This is a genomic window from Peristeroidobacter soli, assembly GCF_004138485.1.
GTDB classification, from domain to species: domain Bacteria; phylum Pseudomonadota; class Gammaproteobacteria; order Steroidobacterales; family Steroidobacteraceae; genus Steroidobacter; species Steroidobacter soli.
Genome location: NZ_ML142848.1, coordinates 835305 through 857224 on the forward strand (window position 1 = coordinate 835305; position 21920 = coordinate 857224).

Consider the following 21920-nt stretch of genomic DNA (forward strand, 5'->3'; position numbering starts at 1 on the left):
AAAAGACCGCAAAAATCCCTGGAAAATTGCGGCGTAATCATACACCTGAAAGCTTGTGCTATGTGAAACCCGTTGCTAGAGTACCGCAACTTTTTTGCCCCTCCTTTCTCCTCGCGCCTCGACCCGTACGCTCGACGCACAACAACCATGTTTAAAAACCTACGCGGGTATTTTTCCAACGACCTGTCGATCGATCTGGGGACTGCGAACACCCTCATCTACGTGCGCGGCAAAGGCATCGTGCTGAACGAGCCTTCAGTGGTCGCGATCCGTGAAGAGCCCGGCCGGGCCGGCAAGAAGATCGAGGCGGTCGGCCAGGAAGCGAAGAACATGCTGGGCCGCACGCCCGGCCACATCACCGCGATTCGGCCGATGAAAGACGGCGTGATCGCCGACTTCACCGTCACCGAGAAGATGCTGCAGTACTTCATCGAGAAGGTGCACGGCAATCGCTTGATGCGTCCCAGCCCGCGCGTGCTGATCTGCGTGCCGTATGGCTCGACCCAGGTCGAACGTCGCGCGATTCAGGAATCGGCCGAAGGCGCCGGCGCCCGCTGGGTGCGACTGATCGAAGAACCGATGGCGGCCGCGGTCGGCGCCGGTCTGCCGGTTCATGAAGCGCGCGGCTCGATGGTGCTCGACATCGGTGGCGGCACTTCCGAAGTCGCGGTCATCTCGCTCAACGGTATCGTGTACGCCTCGTCGGTGCGCATCGGCGGCGATCGCTTCGACGACGCCATCATCAATTACGTGCGCCGGAACTACGGCATCCTGATCGGCGAGGCCACGGCCGAAAAGATCAAGATCGAAATCGGCTCGGCCTATCCCGGCCAGCAGGTGAACGAGATTTCCGTGAAGGGCCGCAACCTTTCCGAAGGCGTGCCGCGCAGCTTCACCCTGAATTCGAACGAAATCCTCGAAGCGTTGCAGGAACCGCTGGCCGGCATCGTCGGCGCGGTCAAGGTCGCGCTGGAACAGACGCCACCCGAGCTGGGCGCGGACGTGGCCGAGCGCGGCATCGTGCTCACCGGCGGTGGCGCCCTGCTGCGTGACATCGACAAGCTGCTGATGGAAGAGACCGGCCTGCCGGTGGTGGTTTCGGAAGATCCGCTGACCTGCGTGGCCCGCGGTGGCGGCCGCATGCTGGAGCTGATCGACGAGCACGGCCCTGCGCTGTTCAATCTGGAATAGCGGTGTCGGCGAACTAGCAGAGGGTTCGCCTGCGCATAACCAATGGTCACGCTGAGCTCCGATAGCCGGAACATCATTGGCCGAGGCCCGCCGCTCGGCGCCGGCTTGTTTTTCCTCGGAATTGTCTCGGTCGGCATGATGATGCTCGACCATCGCAGCAACTATCTGGAGACCGTGCGCCAATGGCTCGGCGCGGCGGCCTCGCCGGTCTATGCCGTCGTGCAGACGCCCGGCCAGGCGTGGGACTGGCTGACTGGCAGTTTCGCGGACCGCGGCCGGTTGCGCACCGAGAACAGCGAGCTTTCTGAACAGCTGCGCGAAGCACGCGTCAAGCTGCTGCAATTCGATTCGTTGCGTGAAGAGAATGTCCGTCTGCGGGCCGTGCGCGAAGCCTCGGCCGGCGTCGGCGGTCGGACCATGATCGCGGAGATCATGCGGGTCGATGTCGATCCATTCCGTCACCGCGTGCGAATCAATAAGGGCGCCGACGACGGCGTGTTCAAGAATCAGCCGGTGCTGGACGCGTTCGGCATCGTCGGCCAGGTCGTTCAGGTGGACAAGTACACCTCGACCATCATTCTGATCAGCGACGCCGAGCACGCCATTCCCGTTCAGGTGAATCGCAACGGCATCCGTTCCATCGCGGTCGGCGCGGGCGATCTGGGCAAGCTCAGCCTGCCCTACATGACCGTGGAATCGGATGTGAAGGTCGAGGACCTGCTGGTGTCCTCGGGTCTGGACGGCATTTTCCCGGCCGGTTATCCGGTCGCCCGCGTGAGCAAAGTGGAGCGCAATCCAGCCGATACGTTCGCGCTGGTGGAAGCCAAGCCGCTGGCCCAGCTCGATCGCGATCGCGAAGTACTGCTGTTGTGGGACGACACGCCGCAGGTGGAAGCACCGGGCGCGAAGCCGAAACCGGCTACAGAATCGAAGCCCGCAGCCGAAGCATCGACTGCGCCCACGCCCCCCGCGCAAGCGACGTCGGGGCAGCCGGCGCCCGCGGCTCAAGCACCGGCGCCAACGCCGGGCGCGCAGCCGCTGCCGCAGCCACAACCACCGACCGAAGACTAAATGACGCCCTTCTCTGCACTCGGGGCCCGGACCAACCATCGTGAGTGACGGTCGTATCAGTCGCCTGCGCGTCACTTTCACGGTGATCCTGGCGATCATTTTCGCGGTGCTGCCGCTGCCCGAGCCGATCAACGCGGCCCGGCCCGACCTGCTGTTGCTGCTGGTGATCTACTGGTCGCTGAGCGCGCCACGCATCGCCGGCCTGCTGTTCGCCTGGTTCTGCGGCCTGTCCATCGACGTGCTCAAAGGCATCATTCTCGGCCAGCACGCGCTGGCGTTTCTGGTGGTGGCCTACTTCACCCACAAGTTTCAGCTGCGCATCCGTATCTTTCCGCTCTCCCAGCAGACGCTCACCGTGTTTGCATTCCTGGCGCTCTATCAGTTCATCGTGTTCTGGCTGGATGGCATCATAGGCCAGCCGGTCACGACCTGGATGCGCTGGCTGCCGGTGATCAGCGGCGCGATTCTGTGGCCCATCCTGGTCGCCGGTCTGGATACCTGGAACCGGCGGAACCGTTAGCGCCCGTCCCCCTTCAGTCATGGCTCGCGCAGTCCGCATCAAGGATCATCACGCCGAAAGCCAGCTGTTCGAACAGCGGGCCATCATCGCGGCCGTGCTCATGGTCATCGCCATGGGCCTGGTGATCTCGCGTCTGGTGTGGCTGCAGGTCGTGAAATACGACTACTTCGCCGATCTGTCGCAAGGTAACCGGATCCGCATCGAGCCGATTCCGCCGAACCGAGGCCTGATCCTGGATCGCAACGGCGTACCGCTCGCGACCAACGCGCCGTCCTATCAATTGGAATTGACCAAGGAGCAGGTCCAGGACATCGACGCCACCCTGAACGGCATCGCCGAGGTGGGGCTGATCGACAAGGACAACATTCCCACCATCAAGCGCGACCTGCGCGGCCGGCGCAGCTTCGACGCGGTGCCGATCAAGCTGCAGCTCACCGAGGTCGAGGTGGCGCGTTTCGCGGCCCGGCGCCATCAGTTTCCGGGTGTCGAGATCCGCCCGCGCCTGACCCGCTATTACCCGCTGGCCGAAAGCAGCGTGCACGCCATCGGCTATGTCGGCGCGATCAGCGAAGACGACAAGAAACGTCTGAACATCGACGAGTACGCCGGCACCACGCTGACCGGCAAGAACGGCGTCGAGTACGCGTACGAAGCTCAGTTGCACGGCAAAGCGGGCATGCAACAGCTCCTGGTGAATGCCCAGGGCCGCAGCGTCGAGCGCATCGGTAACGAAGCCGCCAAACTCGAGCGCAAGGAGCCGGTGTCGGGCAACGACCTGTTCCTGACCATCGACATGCGCACCCAGCAGGCGGCGGAAGAAGCGCTGCGCGGTCAGCGCGCGTCGGCCGTGGCGATCGATCCCAACAACGGCGACGTGCTCGCGTTCGTCAGCACGCCGGCCTTCGATCCGAATTTGTTCGCTCGCGGCCTGACGCGTCCCGAGTACCTGGCGCTGACCGAAAATCCGGATCGGCCGATGTTCGACCGCGTGATCCGCGGCGTGTATCCGCCCGGCTCGACCGTCAAACCCATGATGGCACTGGCGGCGCTCGACAAGGGCGTCGTGACTCCGGAGAACACGGTTTACTGCCGTGGCGCCTATCGCATGCCCGGCGTCAGCCGACCGTGGCGCGACTGGAAGCCCGGCGGTCACGGCCCGGTCGACATGCGCAAGGCCATCGCCACCTCGTGCGACGTTTATTTCTATGGCATCGCCAACGAAATGGGCGTGGATCACATCCACGACTATCTGTCGCAGTTCGGCATGGGCACCCTCACCGGCATCGATATCCCGGGTGAAAAGATCGGCCTGCTGCCCTCGACGGAATGGAAGAAGAAGGCATTCCGTCGCAAGGAAGCGCAGATGTGGTTCCCCGGCGATACGATCAGTATCGGCATCGGCCAGGGCTACATGAACGCGACGCCGCTGCAGCTGGCGCATGCCACTGCGACGATCGCGAGCCGCGGTCATCGCTTCAAACCTCGGCTGGTGCGCGCCATTCGCAACGTGACGACTGGTGAAGTCAGCGAGCTCAAGCCGGCGGAGCTGCCCTCCCCGCACGTCCAGGATCCGCGCGCGTGGGACATCGCGATCGGTGGCATGTACGACGTCGCGAACGCTCCTTACGGTACCGCTCGTGGCGCGACAGCCAACGCGCTCTACAAGATCGCGGGCAAGAGCGGCACGGCTCAGGTGTTCACCGTTGCTGCCAACGAAAAAATGCGTAAGGCCGGCGATCTCGCCGAGCATCTGCGCGACCACGCCTTGTTCGTGGCATTCGCCCCCGTTGAAGCGCCGCGCATCGCCGTCGCCATCGTCGTCGAAAACGCTCCGGGCGGTGGCTCGGCGTTCGCCGCCCCGATCGCCCGCCGCATCCTGGACACCTATTTGCTGACGCCCGAACAGTTGGCGGAACAGGAAGCGAAAAAGAAGCCCGCCCCAGCCGCAGCGCCCCCACCGCGTCGAGGTGAGGAATGAGCATCGATACCATCGATTCATCACGCACTCAGCGCACACTGACCGGCACCGCGCAGCTCTTGCTGGCGTTGCATCTCGACGGTCCGCTGTTCATCGCACTGTGCATGGTCGGCGCGGTTGGCAGCATCGTGCTGTTCAGCGCCTCGGGCAGCAGTCTCGACATGCTCGAAGCGCAGTTGATGCGTTTCGCGCTCGGTCTGATCGCGATGATCATGCTGGCTCAAGTGCCGCCTCGAATCATTCGTAATGCCGCGCCGGTGGCCTGGGTGCTCGGCCTGCTCCTGTTGCTGGCCGTGATGTTCCAAGGCGATATCGCGATGGGCGCGCAGCGCTGGCTCGATCTGGGCTTCGTGCGTTTCCAGCCTTCCGAAATCATGAAGCTGGCGGTGCCACTGGCCTGCGCGTGGTTTCTGCATGAGCGGCCCTTGCCGCCGAGCTTCACATCGTTGCTGGTGCTGGCGCTCGGCATCGGCATTCCGACGTTGATCATCGCCGAGCAACCGGACCTGGGCACATCGCTGCTGGTCGCCGCGGGCGGCGGCATGGTCGTGCTGCTCGCCGGTCTGCAGTTCAAATACATCCTTTCCGTGGTCGGCCTGCTCGTGCCGGTCGCCATCGGCTCGTGGCATTTCCTGCTACACGACTATCAGAAACAACGCGTGCTCACGTTCCTGGATCCGCAAAGCGATCCGCTGGGCTCGGGCTATCACATCATTCAATCGCAGATTGCGATCGGCTCGGGCGGCGTGTTCGGCAAGGGCTATCTCAACGGCAGTCAGGCGCAGCTGGAGTTCCTGCCCGAGCGTTCCACCGACTTCATTTTCGCCGTGGTCGGCGAGGAATGGGGCCTGATCGGCCTGGTGACCATCATTCTGCTGTTCATGTTCGTCATCGGCCGGGCGCTGTATCTGGCCGCGACGGCGCACGACACGTTCTCGCGGCTGGCCTCGGGCAGCCTGGCGCTGACGTTCTGCGTGTATGTTTTCGTCAATACCGGCATGGTCACCGGCCTGCTTCCGGTGGTCGGCGTGCCGCTGCCATTCGTCAGCTATGGCGGTACTGCAATGGTGACCCTCATGGCCGGTTTCGGTATTCTCATGTCCTTGTGCGCGAAGCGGAAACTGGTGAGCCGTTGAGATTGAATCTGCTATCCCTTGCGCCCTTGGTCCTGTCCGCTGTTGCGTCGCCTGCGCTCGCCTTCGATATCAAGCGCCCGGAAGTCCGCTCCTTCATCGACACCATGACGCGCGAGCACGGCTTCGACAAAGCCAGGCTCGAAGCGCTGCTGAAGACCGCTGAGACCAAGCAACCCATTCTGGATGCCATCAGCCGCCCCGCCGAGCGCGTGGTGCCGTGGTGGGAATATCGCGAGCGTTTCCTCACCGACAAACGCATCAACCAGGGCGCCGACTTCTGGGTCGGCCATGGCGAGAAACTCAAGCAAATTCCCGATCCGCAGCTGGCCAACACCGTGGTCGGCATTCTCGGCGTGGAGACCTCGTTCGGTCGCATCACCGGCCGCTACAAAGTGCTCGATGCGCTGGTGACATTGGGTTTCGATTACCCGCCGCGGGGTGAGTTCTTCCTCGGCGAGCTGAAGGAATTCCTGTTGTTGTCGCGCGAAGAGAAGGTCGACCCGGCGACCGTGCTCGGCTCCTACGCCGGCGCCATGGGCGCGGCGCAGTTCATCTCCTCCAGCTACCGCAAGTGGGCGGTGGACGGCGATGGCGACGGGCATCGCGACCTGTGGCACAGCTGGGACGACGTGATCGGCTCGATCGCGAATTATCTGGTCGAGAACGGCTGGGTGAACGGCCAGCCGGTAGCGGTCGACGCCACGCTCGGCAACCCCGACCTGTCGCGGTTTGACATCAAGTTGGCTTTGAACGAAACCGTGCAATCATTACGCGACAAGGGCGTGAAGTTCGAGACCAGTCTGCCGCCGGACGCTCCGGCCATGCTGGTCGTGGGTCAGGGCAAGGACGGGCCGCTGTATCGGGTCGGCTTCAACAACTTCTACGCCATCACGCGGTATAACCGCAGTCCGATGTATGCCATGGCGGTACACGACTTGGGCGAGGCCATTCAGAACTTCATGAGGGATACCGAGAGATGAAGACGCGGGCCTGGCGACCCTCAACGTCTCATCGGCTTCCTTTCCTGCTGGCTCTGATCGTTGCCGGCTGCAGCACGCCGCCTTCGGTCATCAGTCCGCCCAAACATCCGCCGTTGCCCTCGCCCGGCCCCATACCGGCAGACATAGAAAACATTCCTGATCCCGTGCCTCGCGCCGAGCCCCGCTCGGCTCGCGGCAATCCGCCGTTCTACGATGTGCTCGGCAAGCGCTATTTCGTGCTCAACACCGCCGAAGGTTACCTGGAGCGCGGTGTCGCGTCCTGGTACGGCCCGGGCTTTCACGCCGCCAACACCTCCAACGGCGAAAGTTACGACATGTACGCCATGACCGGGGCCCACAAGACCCTGCCGCTGCCCGCGTATGTCCAGGTCACGAACTTGAGCAACGGCAAGCACGTGGTCGTGCGCTTGAACGATCGCGGACCGTTCAAGGAAGGTCGGATCATCGATCTTTCCTACACCGCCGCCGCCAAGCTCGACATGCTCAAGGCCGGCACGACGTTCGTCGAAGTGCGTGCCCTCACGCCGATGCAAAAGTCCGCACCGCCGCCGGCGCCGGCCGCCACCTCGGACTTGTATGTGCAGGCGGGCGCGTTCGGCACCGAAGCCAACGCCACCAAACTGCTCGGACAACTGCGTGCCAAAGGCATCGACAACGCGTTCGTGCGTGAGGACCAGGTCGATGGCAAGGCGCTGTACCGCGTGCGTGTCGGGCCGATTCCGAGCGTCAACGAATTCGATAAAGTGGTGAAGCGCCTGCGCATGCTGGGCTTCCCCGACGCCCGCCTCGCTGCCAATTGACATGAACTGATCCATGCCCGATCCGCTATCGCAGTGCTACCTCAATGGCGAGTATGTAGCGCTGCGTGATGCTCGAATCTCGCCGCTCGACCGGGGATTCCTGTTCGGCGACAGCGTGTATGAAGTGCTGCCGGTGTTCGGCGGGCGGATGTTTCTATTCCGCGAGCACTTCGACCGGCTGGCCCGCAGCCTGCGCGAGATCCGCATCGAGAATCCGCACACTCACGAACAGTGGCGCGGCATTCTCGAGCAACTGATCGCTCGCAATGGCAGCAGCGATTGTTACGTTTATGTGCAGGTGAGTCGCGGCGCCGAGTTCGGGCGCAATCATGCGTTCCCGGTCGTGGCGGTCCCGCCCACCGTGTTCGCGATGGCCTCGCCTCTGCCTGTGTTCACCGATGCTCAGCGTGCGGCAGGGGTATCCGCGATCACTGTCGAAGACTTTCGCTGGGGCCGATGTGACATCAAGAGCACGGCGCTGCTCGCCAACGTGCTGATGAAACAGCAAGCGCTCGACGCGGGCGCCAACGAAGCGATCATCGTGCGCGACGGCGAAGTCATGGAAGGCTCATCGACCAGCGTGTTCGTCGTGAAGAGCGGCGTGGTCGCCACGCCGCCGAACAGTCACCGCATTCTTCCGGGCACGACGCGCGATGCCGCGCTGTCGCTCGCAAACAATGTCATGCCGGCGGAGATTCGCAGGATCTCCACCGATGAACTGCGCTCAGCCGATGAGGTCTGGATTTCCGCCGCGACTCGCGATGTGCTGCCGGTGACCAGTATCGACGGCGCACCGGTCGGCAGCGGTCGCCCGGGCCCTGCGTGGCTGCGTATGGCGGATTCGTTCGTCAAGCTCCGCCAGGACCTGGCCGGCACCCCCGCCTACACGCCCTGAGCGGTGAATTGCGGCTTGACTTGACGCCTTTCAGGCCGCATATCGGGCGCCATGACCGAAACCAGCAAAGACACCCTGTTCGAGTTCCCCTGTGACTTTCCCCTGAAAGTCATGGGCCGGCATACGGACGACTTCCGCAGCATCGTGCTGGGCATCGTGCAGAAGCACGCCGGCCCCATCGAGGCCTCCAACATCGAAGAGCGGCCCAGCAGCAGCGGCAGCTATCTGAGCCTCACCTGCACGTTCACGGCGCAGAGCAAACAACAGTTGGACGAACTGTACCGCGAGCTCACGGCGCACGAGCGCGTGATGGTGGTTCTGTAAGCCGATCGTCAGTCGGCCGCGACGCGAATGACGACCTTGCCGGTCGAGCGCCGGGTGTTGAGCATGTCGAGCGCTTCGGTGAAGCGTTCCAGGCCCTCGAGCTCGGTGACGTGCGGCTTGATCTTGCCGCTCTCGAACAACTCGAACAGCGCTTTCAAGTTGGCTGCATGAAGCGCCGGTTCTTTGCGAGTGTGCGCGCCCCAGAAGACGCCGACGAGTGAGCATCCCTTGAGCAAGGCCAGGTTCAGAGGGATTGCCGGAATCTTGCCGCCGGCGAAGCCGATGACCAGATAACGCCCGTTCCAGGCCATCGAGCGAACGACCTGCTCGGCGAAGTCCGCGCCGACCGGATCGTAGGCCACATCGATGCCGCGATCGCCGGTGAATTCCATCACCTTCGCTTTGATCGTGTCCTGTGTGTAATTGAACACCGCGTCCGCGCCGTGACGCTTCGCCAGTTCCAGTTTCTCCGGCGTGCTCGCGCCCGCCAGCACTCGGGCACCGAGCGCCTTGCCAATCTCGATCGCGGTCAAGCCAACGCCGCCCGCGGCGCCGAGCACTAGCAATGTTTCTCCGGGCTGAATGTTTGCTCGTTGCACCAACGCGTGATACGTCGTGCCGTAGTTGACGAGAAACCCCGCGGCCGCGGCCATGCTCATCGAGCCGGGCAACGGTATCAGCGCGTGCGAGGGAGCGACGCATTCCTCGGCGAGACCGCCCTGCCCTGCCATCGCCAGGACTCTCGCGCCCGGTTTGAAATCCGTTACGTCGGCGGCGACTGCAGTGATCACACCGGCGACTTCGCTGCCAGGGGTATAGGGCACTTCCGGCTTGACCTGATATTTACCCGCCACCATCAGCGCATCGGGAAAGCCGAAGCCCACCGCATGCACTCGAATACGAACGTAGCCCGGCGGCAATGCCGGCGCGGGAATCTCTTTTACGGAAAGATCAGGAGGCGGCCCATAGCTGCTCAGAACGACTGCTCGCATGGCGGAACCTTGGCATGAGGGTAGCTAGCCGGCGCCGGGCGTCAGCTGCAACGATGCAAGCAACCGCGGTGACAACGCATCCGCGACTTCCTGCACACTTGCGTTCACCCCCAGCGAGCGCAGGTCGGTCACTTCCAGACCGCGATAGCCGCAGGGATTGATGCGCTGGAACGGCTGCAGATCCATCGCAACATTGAACGCGAGGCCATGATAGCTGCTGCCGCGGCGGATCCGCAGCCCGATGCTGGCAACTTTGCGTCCGTTTACATACACACCGGGCGCTTCGCGTTTCGCGACCGCCTCGATGTTCCACGATGCGAGCAGATCGATGATGGCGTTCTCCAATGCCATCACCATTTGTCTCACACCGAGCCCCGCTCTTCTCACATCGAGCAATGGATAGACGACGAGCTGTCCCGGCCCGTGGTACGTCACTTGCCCACCGCGATCGATCTGCACCACGGGAATGTCGCCGGGCGCGAGCAGATGCTCCGGCGCGGCGTTCATGCCGAGCGTGAAAACGGGAGGATGTTCGAGCAGCCAGATCTGGTCGGGTGTGTTCGCGTCACGCTCGTTGGTGAACGTCTGCATCGCGCGCCAGGTCGGCTCGTAGTCGACGCGGCCCAACCAGCGCAACACCGGCGGCGTCGCAGTCGACGTGTCGGTGGTGGCAGCTACTGTGGAATTCGACATGAGCGCGACAGTGGCGACGCCACTCGTTTCATCAGGGGTTGCCGACGGCGGGCTTCAAACCAGCGTTGTTTCTTTCCAGCGCGCGCTCGGCACGATAGCTGGAACGCACCAGCGGCCCGGACACGCATTCGAGAAACCCTTTCGCCAGCGCCCACTCGCGATATTTCTCGAACTCGGCGGGCGTCACCCAGCGTTCGATGGCCAGATGATTCGGCGTCGGCCGCAGGTACTGGCCGAGCGTGAGAATGTCGACGCCGACCGCGCGCATGTCGTCCATCGCGGTCTCGATCTCTTCGTCGGTCTCGCCGAGGCCGAGCATCAGACTGGTCTTGGTCAGCACGTCGGGACGGAAACGTTTGGCGTGACCGAGCACGGCCAATGTCTGTTCATAGCTGGCGCGCGGGTCACGCACCGGATGAGTGAGACGACGCACGGTCTCGACGTTCTGCGCAAACACTTCCAGCCCGCTGGCGACGACCGTCTCGACATCGGCCATCACGCCCTGGAAGTCCGGTGTCAGCGCTTCGACCGCGGTGGTCGGATTGAGGCGCTTGATCTCGCGCACGCTGGCGGCGAAATGAGCCGCGCCGCCGTCGGGCAGATCGTCGCGATTCACCGAGGTGAGGACGACGTACTTGAGCTTCATCAGCTGCACTGTGCGGGCGCTGTTGGCGGGCTCCTCGGCGTCTAGCCAACCATGCGGGTTGCCCGTGTCGACGGCGCAGAAGCGACAGGCGCGCGTACAAACGGCACCCATGAGCATGATGGTGGCAGTGCCGGCATTCCAGCACTCACCGATGTTCGGACACTTGGCTTCTTCGCAGACGGTCGCGAGCCGATGTTCCTTGACCGTGTTCTTCACGGAATCGAAGCCACGACCGGCGGGCATCGGGGCGCGCAGCCAGGTGGGCTTGCGACCGAACTCCACGGGAGCGGACTGGGCGGACGCCTTGATCCCGTCCTTGATGGCGCTGAAGCCCTGCGGCGTACGGTACTTGTCGCCGCTACGAACGATGGGGATGCCTTTGAATTCGGTCACTGCGGGCTCGCTTCAGGAAAGCCCCTCATGGGGGCTCGCGGGATGGAATTCTAGCCCAAAAAGAAAACCCGGCCTGGGCCGGGTTTCGAATCAGAACAGGTGCCCGGCCTTTTGGGGGCCGGGCTTTTTGACATTACGTCTGATCGTGTCGATCAGGTCGACTGGGCGCGCACGGCCCACAGGTCGGCCAGGTCGTTCCACTTCGAGGCATCCTTGACGGCGTTGAAGGCCTGCTTGGCCTGGTCCTTCTGGCCCTTCTTCAGGTAAGCCATGCCGAGGCTGATGTTGGCTTCGTCGATGTCGGTCACGCCGGTGCCGGTGCTGATGCCCTTCTGCAGCGCTGCGATGGCCTTGTCGGTCTCGCCGTAGCTCAGATAGGCCTGACCCAGCGCGACGCTCGGCTGGCCGGAGCTGGACTTCTCGGCTGCGCTGGCGAGCTGCGCGAGCTCGGCGCGGTCGGTGTCGGCCTGCTTCTTGGCCTGGGTCAACAGGCGGTCGTAGCGGCCCTGCTCGGTCTTGTCGGCGCTCTTCAGCACGCCCGCGTCCATGCCCTTCTGCATGATGCTCTGGGCTTCGCCCGGCACGCCGGCGTCGATGGCCAGCTGCGCCATTTCGACGAAGTCGCCCTTGTCCTTCAAGGTGCCGACATCGTTCATCAGGCGGTAATAGCCGAGGGTCATGCGATCGCCGCTGGCTTTACGGCGATAGATGTCGAGCAGATTCTCCCAATACTCGGGTTTGGGGTAGTAACGAACCATGGTCTTGAGCGCGTCGCCGATGCCGTCCTTGTCCTGCGGCTGCATCTTGAAGTACGAGCTCATGACGATCTGGATCCAGTTCTCGTCGGGCTTGCGGCCGGCCTTCTCGGCATTCTTGACCACGTTGCTCATGGTCGCGGCGGCGCCCTTGTAGTCGTTCAGCAGGTACTGCGACTGACCGAGCAGGATGCCCATGTCTTCGGTGTTCGGGTGCTTGTCGAGCCACTTCTTGGCCCACACCGACGCCTTGTTGTAATCCTTCATCTGGAAATACAGCTGGGCGACGGTCTTGGTGCGTTCGTCGACCTGTTCGGCCGGCATCAGACCGGAGTTCAGCATGCGCTCGAACACCGGCGCGGCTTCGCCGAACTTCTTCTGCTGGATCAGCACGAAGCCCATGAATTCGTCGATCTGGTAAGCCTCGAATGGAGTCTTCTTCTCGACCGCCGCGGCTTTCTTGATCTCGGTGAGCGCCGCGTCCCATTGCTTCTTCTGCATGGCCTCCTGAGCGGCCTTGAGCGGCACGGCGACAGCCTTGGTCGTGATCTTGTTCTGGGCCTGCTCGGCGGCCTGGGCCGCGGGGGCCAACAAAGTCATCGCGGGAACGACGGCTCCCAGGGCGAGTGAAATCGCGACGGCAATACTTCGTACTCGAGTCATATGGTTTCCCGATCTATAACTAAGGGCGAATCGACCCACAGCCACTCAATTCGTTCAATCGTTCGAGGCGGTTACGCTGCCAGGCTCAAATTATGACCGCGGTCCGGAGCATAAATTCGCTGGCCGCCGCATCCGTACGGCGTGCAAGGGTATACCGAAATCTGTGAGTCTCTGACTACAAACGGTCGGCGGCGGGAATTGTTTCGACTCCCGCCGCCTGAAGAGCTTATCCGAACGGCATCGGTCAGCCCGGGTTCATCCCGGGCTGGACGATTACTCGCCCATGAATTGTTCGTTGCCGACGAAGCCGATGCGCTGCATGCCGTTGCGCTGGGCCAGAGCCAGCACCTTGGCCACCGTGTCGTAGTTGGCACGACGGTCCGGACGCACGTGCAGCTCGGGCTGCGGGTTCTTGGCCGCTTCAGCGCGGAAGTAGCCTTCCAGCTGATCCAGCTGCACCACCGAGCCGTTCCACACCACGCTGCCGTCCCAGTCGATATCGATACGGATCGGCTCCTGCTGAACCTGATTCTCCGGGGGCGGACGGTTGGTCTGGGGCATATCCAGCTTTACCGCATGGGTCATCACCGGCAAGGTGATGATGAACATGATCAGCAGCACCAACATGACGTCGATCAACGGCGTCGTGTTGATGTCCATCATGGGTTCGTCTGAACCGCCGCCGCCTACACTCATTGCCATGGCAAATACCTCTTCTTTCTAGCGCGGCGATCAGCGCGAGTTCGCGCCCGGCTCAGTGATGAACCCGACCTTCTGGATACCGGCACGTTGCGCGGTGAGAATCACCCGACCGACGTACTCGTAACGCGTGGCCTGGTCGGCACGCACGTGCACTTCGGGTTGCGGCTTCAACACAGCGGCGCCCTTCAGACGCTCCAGCAGCGCGGCGGTGTCCGGGATCAGGGACTGGTTCCAGTAGATCTGGCCATCCTTGTTCACCGAGATATTGATGTTTTCCGGCGCGGTCTTGGTCGCCTCGTTACGGACCTTGGGCAACTCGACCGGAATGGTGTGCGTGATCACCGGGATGGTGATCATGAACACGATCAGCAGCACCAACATGACGTCCACCAGCGGCGTCGTGTTGATCTCGGACATGGCCTTTTCCTCGTCTTCCGAGGGAGCGTACATGCCTTGATATGAACTCATAACGTGCTCCGATGAAGAAAGGCCCCGGATCCTTCAGGAGATCCGGGGCCGTTCACATTACTTACGGGTCACCGCGGCAGCGGGGGCAGCGGCCGGAGCGCGGCCAGCGGCGGCCGGGAGCGGGCCGGACTCGACGCGGGCGCCGCTCACCAGGTAGGCGTGCAGGTCCGAGGCGAAGTAACGCAGCTTCTCGATGATGTCCTTGTTACGGCCGAGGAGCCAGTTGTAACCCCACACGGCCGGCACGGCGACGAACAGACCGATGGCGGTCATGATCAACGCTTCACCGATCGGGCCGGCGGTCTTGTCGAGCGAGGCCTGGCCGGCGAGGGAAATCTGGATCAGCGCGTTGTAGATGCCCCACACCGTGCCGAACAGACCGACGAACGGAGCCGTCGAACCGGTGGTGGCGAGCACCGACAGGCCGGTGTTCAGACGCTTGGTGATGGAGTCGACCGTGCGGTACAGCGACGCGGTGATCCACTCGTGCAGCGGGATCTGGTCGGTCAGGCGGCCTTCGTGATGCTGAGCGGCGCGCAGGCCGTCTTCCACCATCATGCGGAACGCGTTGTCCTTGCCGGTGAGCTTGGCAGCGCCGTCACGGATGTTGCCGGCGGTCCAGAAGCCTTTTTCGACTTCCTTGTACTGCTTGAACAGGCGACGCTGATCCCACGCCTTGGTGAGAATGATGTACCAGGACGCGAGCGACAGGATCACCATGATGATCAAGGTGCCGTGCGCGACCACCCCACCCTGCTCCCACAGTGCTTGTAGGCCGAAGGGGTTTTCGACGTTTTCGGTGTTCGGAGCTGCCATGGAACGATGTCCTCTACGATTAAATCAATGACCTTGAGTCAAAGGGGTGGAGTTTTACTTGCCGTTCTTGCCATTACGGGGGCCCGCCGGGCGGGCCCTGGTCGCGCAATACAAGCCTCAGTCCGTGAGTTTGAATGTGACGGCGAACTGCCCCCACATCGGAACCGGTTTGCCATTCTCGGTACCCGGCACCAGGCGCCAGGACCGCTTCACTTCGCGCACGGCCGCTTCGTCCAGGCGGGGGAAGCCGCTCGACTGCTTCACTTTGGCTTCGCCGACACGGCCGTTCTCGAGCACGTAGACCTCGAGGATGACAGTGCCCGCTTCGCCGGCGCGACGCGATGAAGGGGGATATTCAGGCTGCGTCAGCGGGCGACGCGAATCCGACTTCGGCGCCGTGCGCGACACGGGAGCCGGCGGAGCGGCGATCGGCGGCGGCGTGGTCGGACGCACCTGAGTGGTCTGTTGAATGGCGTTGGTCGGCGGCGCGTCCGGCGCGATGGAGATGTCGATCTCCGGCGGCGGCACGAACGGCGGCGGGGTTTCGATCTTGGGCGGCGGCGGCGGCGGCGGCTCGTCCTGCTTCGGCGCCTCTTCGATCATGCGGGTTTCGATGGGGCCCAGCACGACGTCGATGATCTGATGGGACAGGCCGGAATTCAGCAGCCAGAACATCCCGACGTGCAATCCGATGATGATCGCGAGGACGAGACCGCGGCGGGTGAAAAACGACGTGTCCGTGGCTGGTGCGTAGGGCATGCTTTGCAGCTCAACAAAAATAAAACACGGGGATCAAGATCAACCCCGCATAGTTAGTGCGCAACCGTTAGTGGTCGTTCGATGCGTATGCTCATTGGGCATACAACCCCCGTTTCTGCCGGCCCTCACTCGCGCGTCCCCATCCAGGATGGCCGGAATAAGTCCGTAAATTCCGTATTGACGCGTTGTCCTACAGACCGCAGAAACGGCGGGCAAGGTATAAAGTTTCTGCGAGGAAGGCAAGCACTCCGAAACAGAATCTACCTACTTGTAAACTAACTTTGATGATAGGAAACGCGAACCCAAAACCCCTTGCGCACCATTGATGTGCTCGCGCTGCAGGCATTGCAGCACCAGCGTGCAGGCCGCGCCGGGTTACCGTACTGGGCAACGATCACCGTAGTCGATTGTTCCACTCGATGATGAACGAGCGGCCCGGGCTCACCGTGCTCGTACGACAACATTTAGAGACAGCGCGCGCAACGAATAGTTACGCCGAGCCACGATTTAAGGCGAATTCGATGGGTATCAGCACCAGCGCCCGGCGCGGCTCGCCGTCTTCCACGTAGGGGCGGAAGGCCGCGCGTAACACGGCATCGCGCGCGGCATCGTCCAGTCGCGCGTGCCCGCTGGACGTTTCTATTTCGATGCTGCTCGCCTCGCCCTGCTCGTCGATCACTACTCGTAAGACGACCAGTCCCTGTTCTCTCAAGCGCCGTGACTGAGGTGGATAACGGGGTGAAGGCTCGCGGACATATTCAACCGTCGACACTAACTTTGGTGTGCTCCGATCGGCTGCTTGCGTGGCCGGCGGCGGCGGTGCCTGCACGGGAATCGTGATCGCGCGGGTCGACGGCGGAGCGTCGGTGGGAATGTCGATCTGGGGCAGATCGGGCATCTGCAGGATCGGTTGCGGCGTTACCACGGCGACCTGCGGCAACTCCCTGCGTTGCGTGGGTTCAGGCTGAGATACGAAGGTCGCGGTCAGCGGCACTTGCGCAACAGCCAGCCGGATCTGAGGGGCGAAGGTGAGCGCCAGATAGAGTCCGAGCGCATGCACGCCGGCGATAGTGGCGGCGACACACAGTCGCCGCGAATGATCTTCTGCAAACACGGCTGTTCTCGCGCTCGAAAATTTGCTTATCGGAGGAACGACAGCGCGAATCATGCCCTGGACCCTGCTTGGTTGTAAATGAGAACCCTTCTCACTTAAAGTAGTACTCACACAACAACAGCCAGCCAGTGCCCTGCCGCCGCGTGCGTGCCGGGTCCGCCAGCCAGACGTCCAGACCATTCATATAGGGAGACTTCTAGCTATGCGCGACTTCAAGGTTGGGCGCCGCTCTACTCTTGCGGCTGCTGTATTCACCGCTCTGCAGGCTGCAGCTCCGCAGCTGCATGCCGCGGAGAGCGACCCGCAACAGATGCGGAAAATTCAGGTCGACGCGGTCGACGACGCCGTCAAGACGGATGTGGCCTCGTCACCGAAATATACGCAGCCGCTGCTCGATACCCCGCAGACCATCCAGGTGATTCCGCAGTCGGTGATCCGCGACCGGGCCGCGACCACGCTGCGCGATGTCTTGCGCAATTCGCCGGGCATCACGTTTCAAGCGGGCGAAGGCGGCGGTGGGTTGCCGGGCGATCAGAATTTCTCGATGCGCGGCTCCAGCGCGCGCAACAGTCTGTTCATCGACGGCGTGCGCGATGTCGGCAGCTACACGCGCGATTCCTTCAACATGCAGCAGGTCGAAGTGATCAAGGGCCCGACCGGCACGATGGCCGGCCGCAGCGCTACCACCGGCGCAATCAATCAAGTCACCAAGACGCCTCATCAGGGAGATTCGCAAGACTATTCGCTGGGCTTCGGCAGCGACGATTACAAACGGGTCAGCAGTGACATCAATCTCGGGCTCGGCGACAGCATGGCGTTGCGCTTGAACGCGATGTATCACGACGCCGAAGTCTCGAATCGCGACGTGGTGGAGAACAAGCGCTGGGGCATCGCGCCTTCGTTCGCGCTCGGGCTCGGCACCGCCACGCGCTTCACCGCCAGCGCGCTGTATGTCGAGGAAGACAATGTCCCCGACTATGGCTTGCCCTGGACCACGGTCACGCAGAACGGTGTGACATATCCCACCGGCGCGTATGACACGACACCCGCGGTGGATCAAAGCAACTTCTACGGCCTGAAGAATTACGACTTCGAGGACATCGAGACCAAGAGCGGCACGCTGCAGCTCGAGCACGACTTCAGCGACCGGATCACCGCGCGCAACGTCTTGCGCTACCTGGACAGCGAGCGCTCGTCCGCGATCACGGCGCCGCGTCCGCCAAACCGGCAGCTGCAACGTCGTGACATGGAGACCGAGAACATCACCAACCTCACCGATGTCACGATCGAATTCAGCACCGGCGCGATTGAACATACTCTGGTGACCGGTTTGGAACTGTCGCGCGAAACCACCGAAGGCCGCAACAGCGCGAACACGGCCAATCAGCCGCCCATCACGGATTTCTTCCATCCCGATCCGAATCAGCGCCCGCTCGGCCCGATGGCGATCAACGGCGGCAATCCGTCGCAGACGGAGATCAAGAGCATCGGTCTGTACGCCGTCGACACCATCAAGCTCACCGAACAATGGGCGATCACCGCGGGCCTGCGTCGTGACGACGTGGACGTCGACTATGAATTGCGCAACTTCGCGACGCGCGCGGTGACCGAATCGTTGTCGCGCTCGGACACCGAGATCACGTATCAAGGCGCAGTGACGTTCAAGCCTGTCGAAGCAGGCACGCTGTATGTCGCGTACGGCACTGGCTTTGATCCCACGGTCGATGCAGGCACCACCGGCTCGGGGCTCAGCAGTGCGCCGACCCAGGCAAATAACGTCAGATTGCCGCCCGAAGAAAGCAACAATCTGGAAGCCGGCGTGAAATGGGAGCTGCTGGACCGGCGGCTCGCATTGAACGGCGCGGTGTTCCGCACCGAGAAGAAAAACCTGCGCACGCGCAATCTCAACACCGATCCGTTCATTCTCAACGGCAAGCAACAGATCGAGGGTGTGGAGCTGTCCGCTTCCGGCCTGATCACCGATGCGTGGTCGGTATTCGCGGGCGCGAGCTTCCTCGACACCGAATACAAGCTGTCGCGTAACGCTCTGGAGCAAGGTCAGGAGCTGCCGCTGGTGCCGGAGGTCTCCGCCAACGCGTGGACGACGTATGTCTTCCCGTTCGGCCTGACCGTCGGCCTGGGCGTGCAATACATCGACGACATGGTTCGCTCGCGGAGCGCGACGCTCGGCACGCTGACGGTCGACGGCGTGACGCTGTTCGATGTGATGGCGACTTACACCATCAATGACAAGGTGTCGCTGCGGCTCAACGTGCTCAACCTGAGTGACGAGGAATATGTCGACCGGTTTGGCGGCGGTCACTATGTGCCCGGCGCGGGTCGAGCCGCGCAGCTCACCGCGTTCCTGAGCTTCTAAAAAATCGAGGGGTGAGCGCGGATGTCTTTTCGAGGCGACTCAATGTCGCCTCGAACCGCGCGAACGCCGGTACACGGACGCAACGGCTGGTAAACGCTTCAGGGACGACTACTCGAGAAGACCTTCATGCTGTTACATGTCCCCAACGTTCTCACCGCCGGGCAGGTCGCCGAATGCCGTCGCCAGCTCGACGCGGCCGATTGGATCGACGGCCGCGTCACCGCCGGCCATCAATCGGCCAAAGCCAAAGACAACGCGCAGTTGCCCGAAGACTCGCCGGTCGCGCGCCAGCTCGGGCAGATGATTCTGGCGGCGCTGGAACACAACCCGCTGTTTCTTGCCGGCGCGCTGCCGCTCAAGATTTTTCCGCCGCTGTTCAATCGCTACGCCGGCGGCCAATCTTTCGGCAATCACGTGGACAACGCCATCAGGCAGGTGCGCAACACTCCGCATCGGGTTCGCACCGACATCTCCGCGACATTGTTTCTTGCGTCACCGTCCGAGTATGACGGCGGTGAGCTGATGATCGACGACACCTATGGCTCACACAGTGTGAAGCTGCCGGCGGGCGATCTCGTGCTCTACCCTTCCACCAGCTTGCATCGTGTGCAGCCGGTGACGCGGGGCGCGCGGATCGCGTCGTTCTTCTGGATTCAAAGCATGGTGCGCGACGATGGCGAGCGCACGCTATTGTTCGATCTGGACTTGGCCGTGCAACGCCTGGGGGGCGACGTGCCCGGTCATCCGAGCGTGGTGCAGCTCACCGGCATCTATCACAATCTGCTGCGACGCTGGGCCGACGCATCCTGATCGATCCGCTGCAGCTGTTGGGGCGTGCCGACGTTGTGCCACACGCCCCGGTACAGCTCGCCGCTGACCCGATTCTGTCTGATCCAGTCGAACATCAGCGGCGCGAGCGGAAACTTGCCAGGCGCTGAGGCCGCGAAGAACTCCGGCCGCATCACGCCGATGTTGGCGTACGTGTAACGCTCGCCACTGTCGGTGAGCCGATCGCCCGCGAGACCGAAATCGCCGCGCGCATGAAAGTCCGGATTGGGCACGAGCACGAAGTGCGCCATGTCGCCGGCCGCAAGTCTTTTCATGACGTCGCCAAGCGGATACTGGGTCCACACATCGCCGCTGACGACGACGAACGGATCGGTGCCTGACGGGCCCGCGAGCAGCGGCAGCGCCTTGAACACGCCGCCGCCGGTTTCCAGCGCGGCGTCGCCCTCGTCGCTGTAATGAATGCGCACGCCGAACTGCGAGCCGTCGCCAAGCGCCGCGCGAATCTGTTGCCCGAGCCAGGCGAGATTGATGACGATCTCACGCACCCCGGCGGCCGCCAGGGCCTCGATGTGATACTGGATCATCGGCTTGCCAGCCACGGTCAGCAGCGGCTTGGGCGTGTGGTCCGTCAGCGGACGCATCCGCTCCCCCCGTCCGGCCGCGAGAATCATCGCGCGCATGAAGCTGTCCTACAGTCCCGCCATCGCCGGGACGATGCGCTGTTCGATGAAGCCGGTGAGGAAGTCCAGGTCGCCGTAATTCTTCGTGACCTGCCTGACATAACTCAGCGTGCGCGGCAGATCCTTCAAGTACCCGGACTTGCCGTCGCGGTGATACAGGCGCGCGAAGATGCCGAGCACCTTGAGCTGACGCTGCACGCCCATCAGATCGAACCAGCGCTGGAACTGCGCGGGATTGCTGCCCACGTCGACACCGCTGCGCTGACCCACGTCGCGGAAATGTTTGATCCACGCATGCACGCGCTCGAGCGGCCATTGCACATACGAGTCGCGGAGCAGTGACACCAGATCGTAGGTGACCGGCCCCAATACCGCGTCCTGGAAGTCCAGAATGCCGGGGTTGGCACCGTGCCCGCCTTTATCGCGACTCACGCCATCGGTGACCATGAGATTGCGCGAGTGATAGTCGCGATGAACGAACACTCGCGGCTGTTGCAAGGCTTCGGCGACCAGCGTGTCGAAAGTGTTGGCGAGCCCGACCACCTCGGTCTCGCTCAGCTGCAGGCCGAGATGCTTGATACAGAACCATTCAGGAAACAGCCCCATCTCACGACGCAGCAGCGCGTCGTCATAGGGCGGCAGCTGCGCGGCGTGTTGACCGGCGCGCGCTTGAATAGCGACCAATGCCTCGATGGCCTCGCGATACAGCCGCTCGGCATCGGCGCCGGCGTCCAGGTCGGCCAGATAGGTGCGCGACCCCAGATCGGTGTTCAGCAAGAAGCCGTTGGTGTCGTCCCGATGCAGCACCTTGGGCGCATTCACCCCCACATCCACCAGCATGGCGGCGACGCGGATGTAGGGCCCCATGTCCTCCTTACCGGGCGGAGCATCCATGGCAATCCAGGTTTGCCCCTGGCGCGAAACACGGAAATAGCGACGGAAGCTGGCGTCGGCGGAGGCCGTGGTCACCGTGAAATCGCGCGCACCGAACAGCCCGGCGAGCCAACGCTCGAGCTGTTGCAGACGCAGGTCGGAACCATCGTTTGAAAGTGAGGACACGCGGGACGCTGCTCCAATTCTGGTGTGGGACGTAAATAGACGGCCAGCGAAGAACGGCGCTCATTATAATCGCCCCCCGATGCACCGAACTGCGACAC

Annotated in this window: 22 protein-coding genes; 11 read left to right on the forward strand and 11 right to left on the reverse strand. The window is 62.9% G+C overall.

The features are described from left to right. The first annotated feature begins 147 nt into the window (after positions 1–147). From EKO19_RS03235 to EKO19_RS03275, 9 genes are read left to right on the forward strand one after another with little or no spacing between them, the layout of a single operon-like run. Positions 148–1191, forward strand: a complete 1044-nt coding sequence (locus EKO19_RS03235) for a rod shape-determining protein (protein ID WP_116812772.1) — start codon at positions 148–150, stop codon at positions 1189–1191. Between the two features lie 42 nt (positions 1192–1233). Further along, the gene (gene mreC, locus EKO19_RS03240; RefSeq protein ID WP_129774957.1) at positions 1234–2262 is read left to right on the forward strand and encodes a rod shape-determining protein MreC; all 1029 of its coding nucleotides are present in this window, start codon (positions 1234–1236) and stop codon (positions 2260–2262) included. A gap of 40 nt (positions 2263–2302) precedes the next feature. Beyond that, positions 2303–2782 (forward strand): rod shape-determining protein MreD, encoded by a 480-nt coding sequence (gene mreD / locus EKO19_RS03245; protein ID WP_157995103.1) that lies wholly within the window; start codon positions 2303–2305, stop codon positions 2780–2782. A gap of 19 nt (positions 2783–2801) precedes the next feature. Then, entirely contained in the window at positions 2802–4760 is a 1959-nt protein-coding gene (mrdA, locus tag EKO19_RS03250; RefSeq protein ID WP_129774959.1) for a penicillin-binding protein 2, read from the forward strand. Continuing rightward, a complete protein-coding gene (gene rodA, locus EKO19_RS03255; RefSeq protein WP_129774960.1) occupies positions 4757–5896 on the forward strand; it encodes a rod shape-determining protein RodA in 1140 nt (379 codons plus the stop codon). The genes mrdA and rodA overlap by 4 nt, the downstream gene beginning before the upstream one ends. A gap of 2 nt (positions 5897–5898) precedes the next feature. Then, the gene (gene mltB / locus EKO19_RS03260; RefSeq protein ID WP_217705104.1) at positions 5899–6876 is read left to right on the forward strand and encodes a lytic murein transglycosylase B; all 978 of its coding nucleotides are present in this window, start codon (positions 5899–5901) and stop codon (positions 6874–6876) included. Beyond that, the gene (locus EKO19_RS03265; protein ID WP_129774961.1) at positions 6873–7697 is read left to right on the forward strand and encodes a septal ring lytic transglycosylase RlpA family protein; all 825 of its coding nucleotides are present in this window, start codon (positions 6873–6875) and stop codon (positions 7695–7697) included. The genes mltB and EKO19_RS03265 overlap by 4 nt, the downstream gene beginning before the upstream one ends. 13 nt (positions 7698–7710) lie before the next feature. After that, on the forward strand, positions 7711–8592 hold the full coding sequence (locus tag EKO19_RS03270; RefSeq protein ID WP_129774962.1) for a D-amino acid aminotransferase: 882 nt from the start codon (positions 7711–7713) through the stop codon (positions 8590–8592). 51 nt (positions 8593–8643) lie between these two features. Next, entirely contained in the window at positions 8644–8916 is a 273-nt protein-coding gene (locus EKO19_RS03275) for an HP0495 family protein (RefSeq protein ID WP_129774963.1), read from the forward strand. An 8-nt stretch (positions 8917–8924) separates the two neighbouring features. Here EKO19_RS03275 and EKO19_RS03280 read toward each other — a convergent pair whose 3' ends face one another. The 9 genes from EKO19_RS03280 to EKO19_RS03320 all read right to left on the reverse strand — a co-directional run bounded on the left by EKO19_RS03280 (position 8925) and on the right by EKO19_RS03320 (position 16917). Beyond that, entirely contained in the window at positions 8925–9908 is a 984-nt protein-coding gene (locus EKO19_RS03280; protein ID WP_129774964.1) for an NADPH:quinone oxidoreductase family protein, read from the reverse strand. A gap of 24 nt (positions 9909–9932) precedes the next feature. Continuing rightward, positions 9933–10601, reverse strand: a complete 669-nt coding sequence (lipB, locus tag EKO19_RS03285) for a lipoyl(octanoyl) transferase LipB (RefSeq protein WP_129774965.1) — start codon at positions 10599–10601, stop codon at positions 9933–9935. A 31-nt stretch (positions 10602–10632) separates the two neighbouring features. Then, positions 10633–11640: a lipoyl synthase gene (gene lipA / locus EKO19_RS03290; RefSeq protein ID WP_129774966.1), complete on the reverse strand. Its 1008-nt coding sequence runs from the start codon at positions 11638–11640 to the stop codon at positions 10633–10635. A gap of 152 nt (positions 11641–11792) precedes the next feature. Next, entirely contained in the window at positions 11793–13058 is a 1266-nt protein-coding gene (locus EKO19_RS03295; protein WP_129774967.1) for a tetratricopeptide repeat protein, read from the reverse strand. Between the two features lie 273 nt (positions 13059–13331). Continuing rightward, entirely contained in the window at positions 13332–13760 is a 429-nt protein-coding gene (locus tag EKO19_RS03300) for an ExbD/TolR family protein (RefSeq protein WP_129774968.1), read from the reverse strand. 30 nt (positions 13761–13790) lie between these two features. Further along, entirely contained in the window at positions 13791–14228 is a 438-nt protein-coding gene (locus EKO19_RS03305; RefSeq protein WP_129774969.1) for an ExbD/TolR family protein, read from the reverse strand. Positions 14229–14285: 57 nt separating this feature from the next. After that, positions 14286–15044 (reverse strand): MotA/TolQ/ExbB proton channel family protein, encoded by a 759-nt coding sequence (locus EKO19_RS03310; RefSeq protein ID WP_129774970.1) that lies wholly within the window; start codon positions 15042–15044, stop codon positions 14286–14288. Positions 15045–15161: 117 nt separating this feature from the next. Then, positions 15162–15803: an energy transducer TonB gene (locus EKO19_RS03315; RefSeq protein ID WP_129774971.1), complete on the reverse strand. Its 642-nt coding sequence runs from the start codon at positions 15801–15803 to the stop codon at positions 15162–15164. Positions 15804–16293: 490 nt separating this feature from the next. Beyond that, a complete protein-coding gene (locus EKO19_RS03320) occupies positions 16294–16917 on the reverse strand; it encodes an energy transducer TonB (RefSeq protein WP_157995104.1) in 624 nt (207 codons plus the stop codon). Between the two features lie 202 nt (positions 16918–17119). Between EKO19_RS03320 and EKO19_RS03325 the strand changes: the two genes are divergently transcribed. Together EKO19_RS03325 and EKO19_RS03330 are read left to right on the forward strand one after the other, a co-directional pair. Next, positions 17120–19294, forward strand: coding sequence for a TonB-dependent receptor (locus EKO19_RS03325; RefSeq protein WP_129774973.1), 2175 nt, complete (start codon positions 17120–17122; stop codon positions 19292–19294). 126 nt (positions 19295–19420) lie between these two features. Further along, a complete protein-coding gene (locus tag EKO19_RS03330) occupies positions 19421–20104 on the forward strand; it encodes a Fe2+-dependent dioxygenase (protein ID WP_129774974.1) in 684 nt (227 codons plus the stop codon). Here EKO19_RS03330 and murU read toward each other — a convergent pair. Next, positions 20068–20763 (reverse strand): N-acetylmuramate alpha-1-phosphate uridylyltransferase MurU, encoded by a 696-nt coding sequence (gene murU / locus EKO19_RS03335; protein WP_129774975.1) that lies wholly within the window; start codon positions 20761–20763, stop codon positions 20068–20070. The genes EKO19_RS03330 and murU overlap by 37 nt on opposite strands. Before the next feature lie 9 nt (positions 20764–20772). Further along, positions 20773–21822 (reverse strand): aminoglycoside phosphotransferase family protein, encoded by a 1050-nt coding sequence (locus EKO19_RS03340; protein ID WP_217705105.1) that lies wholly within the window; start codon positions 21820–21822, stop codon positions 20773–20775. Positions 21823–21920 lie beyond the last annotated feature (98 nt).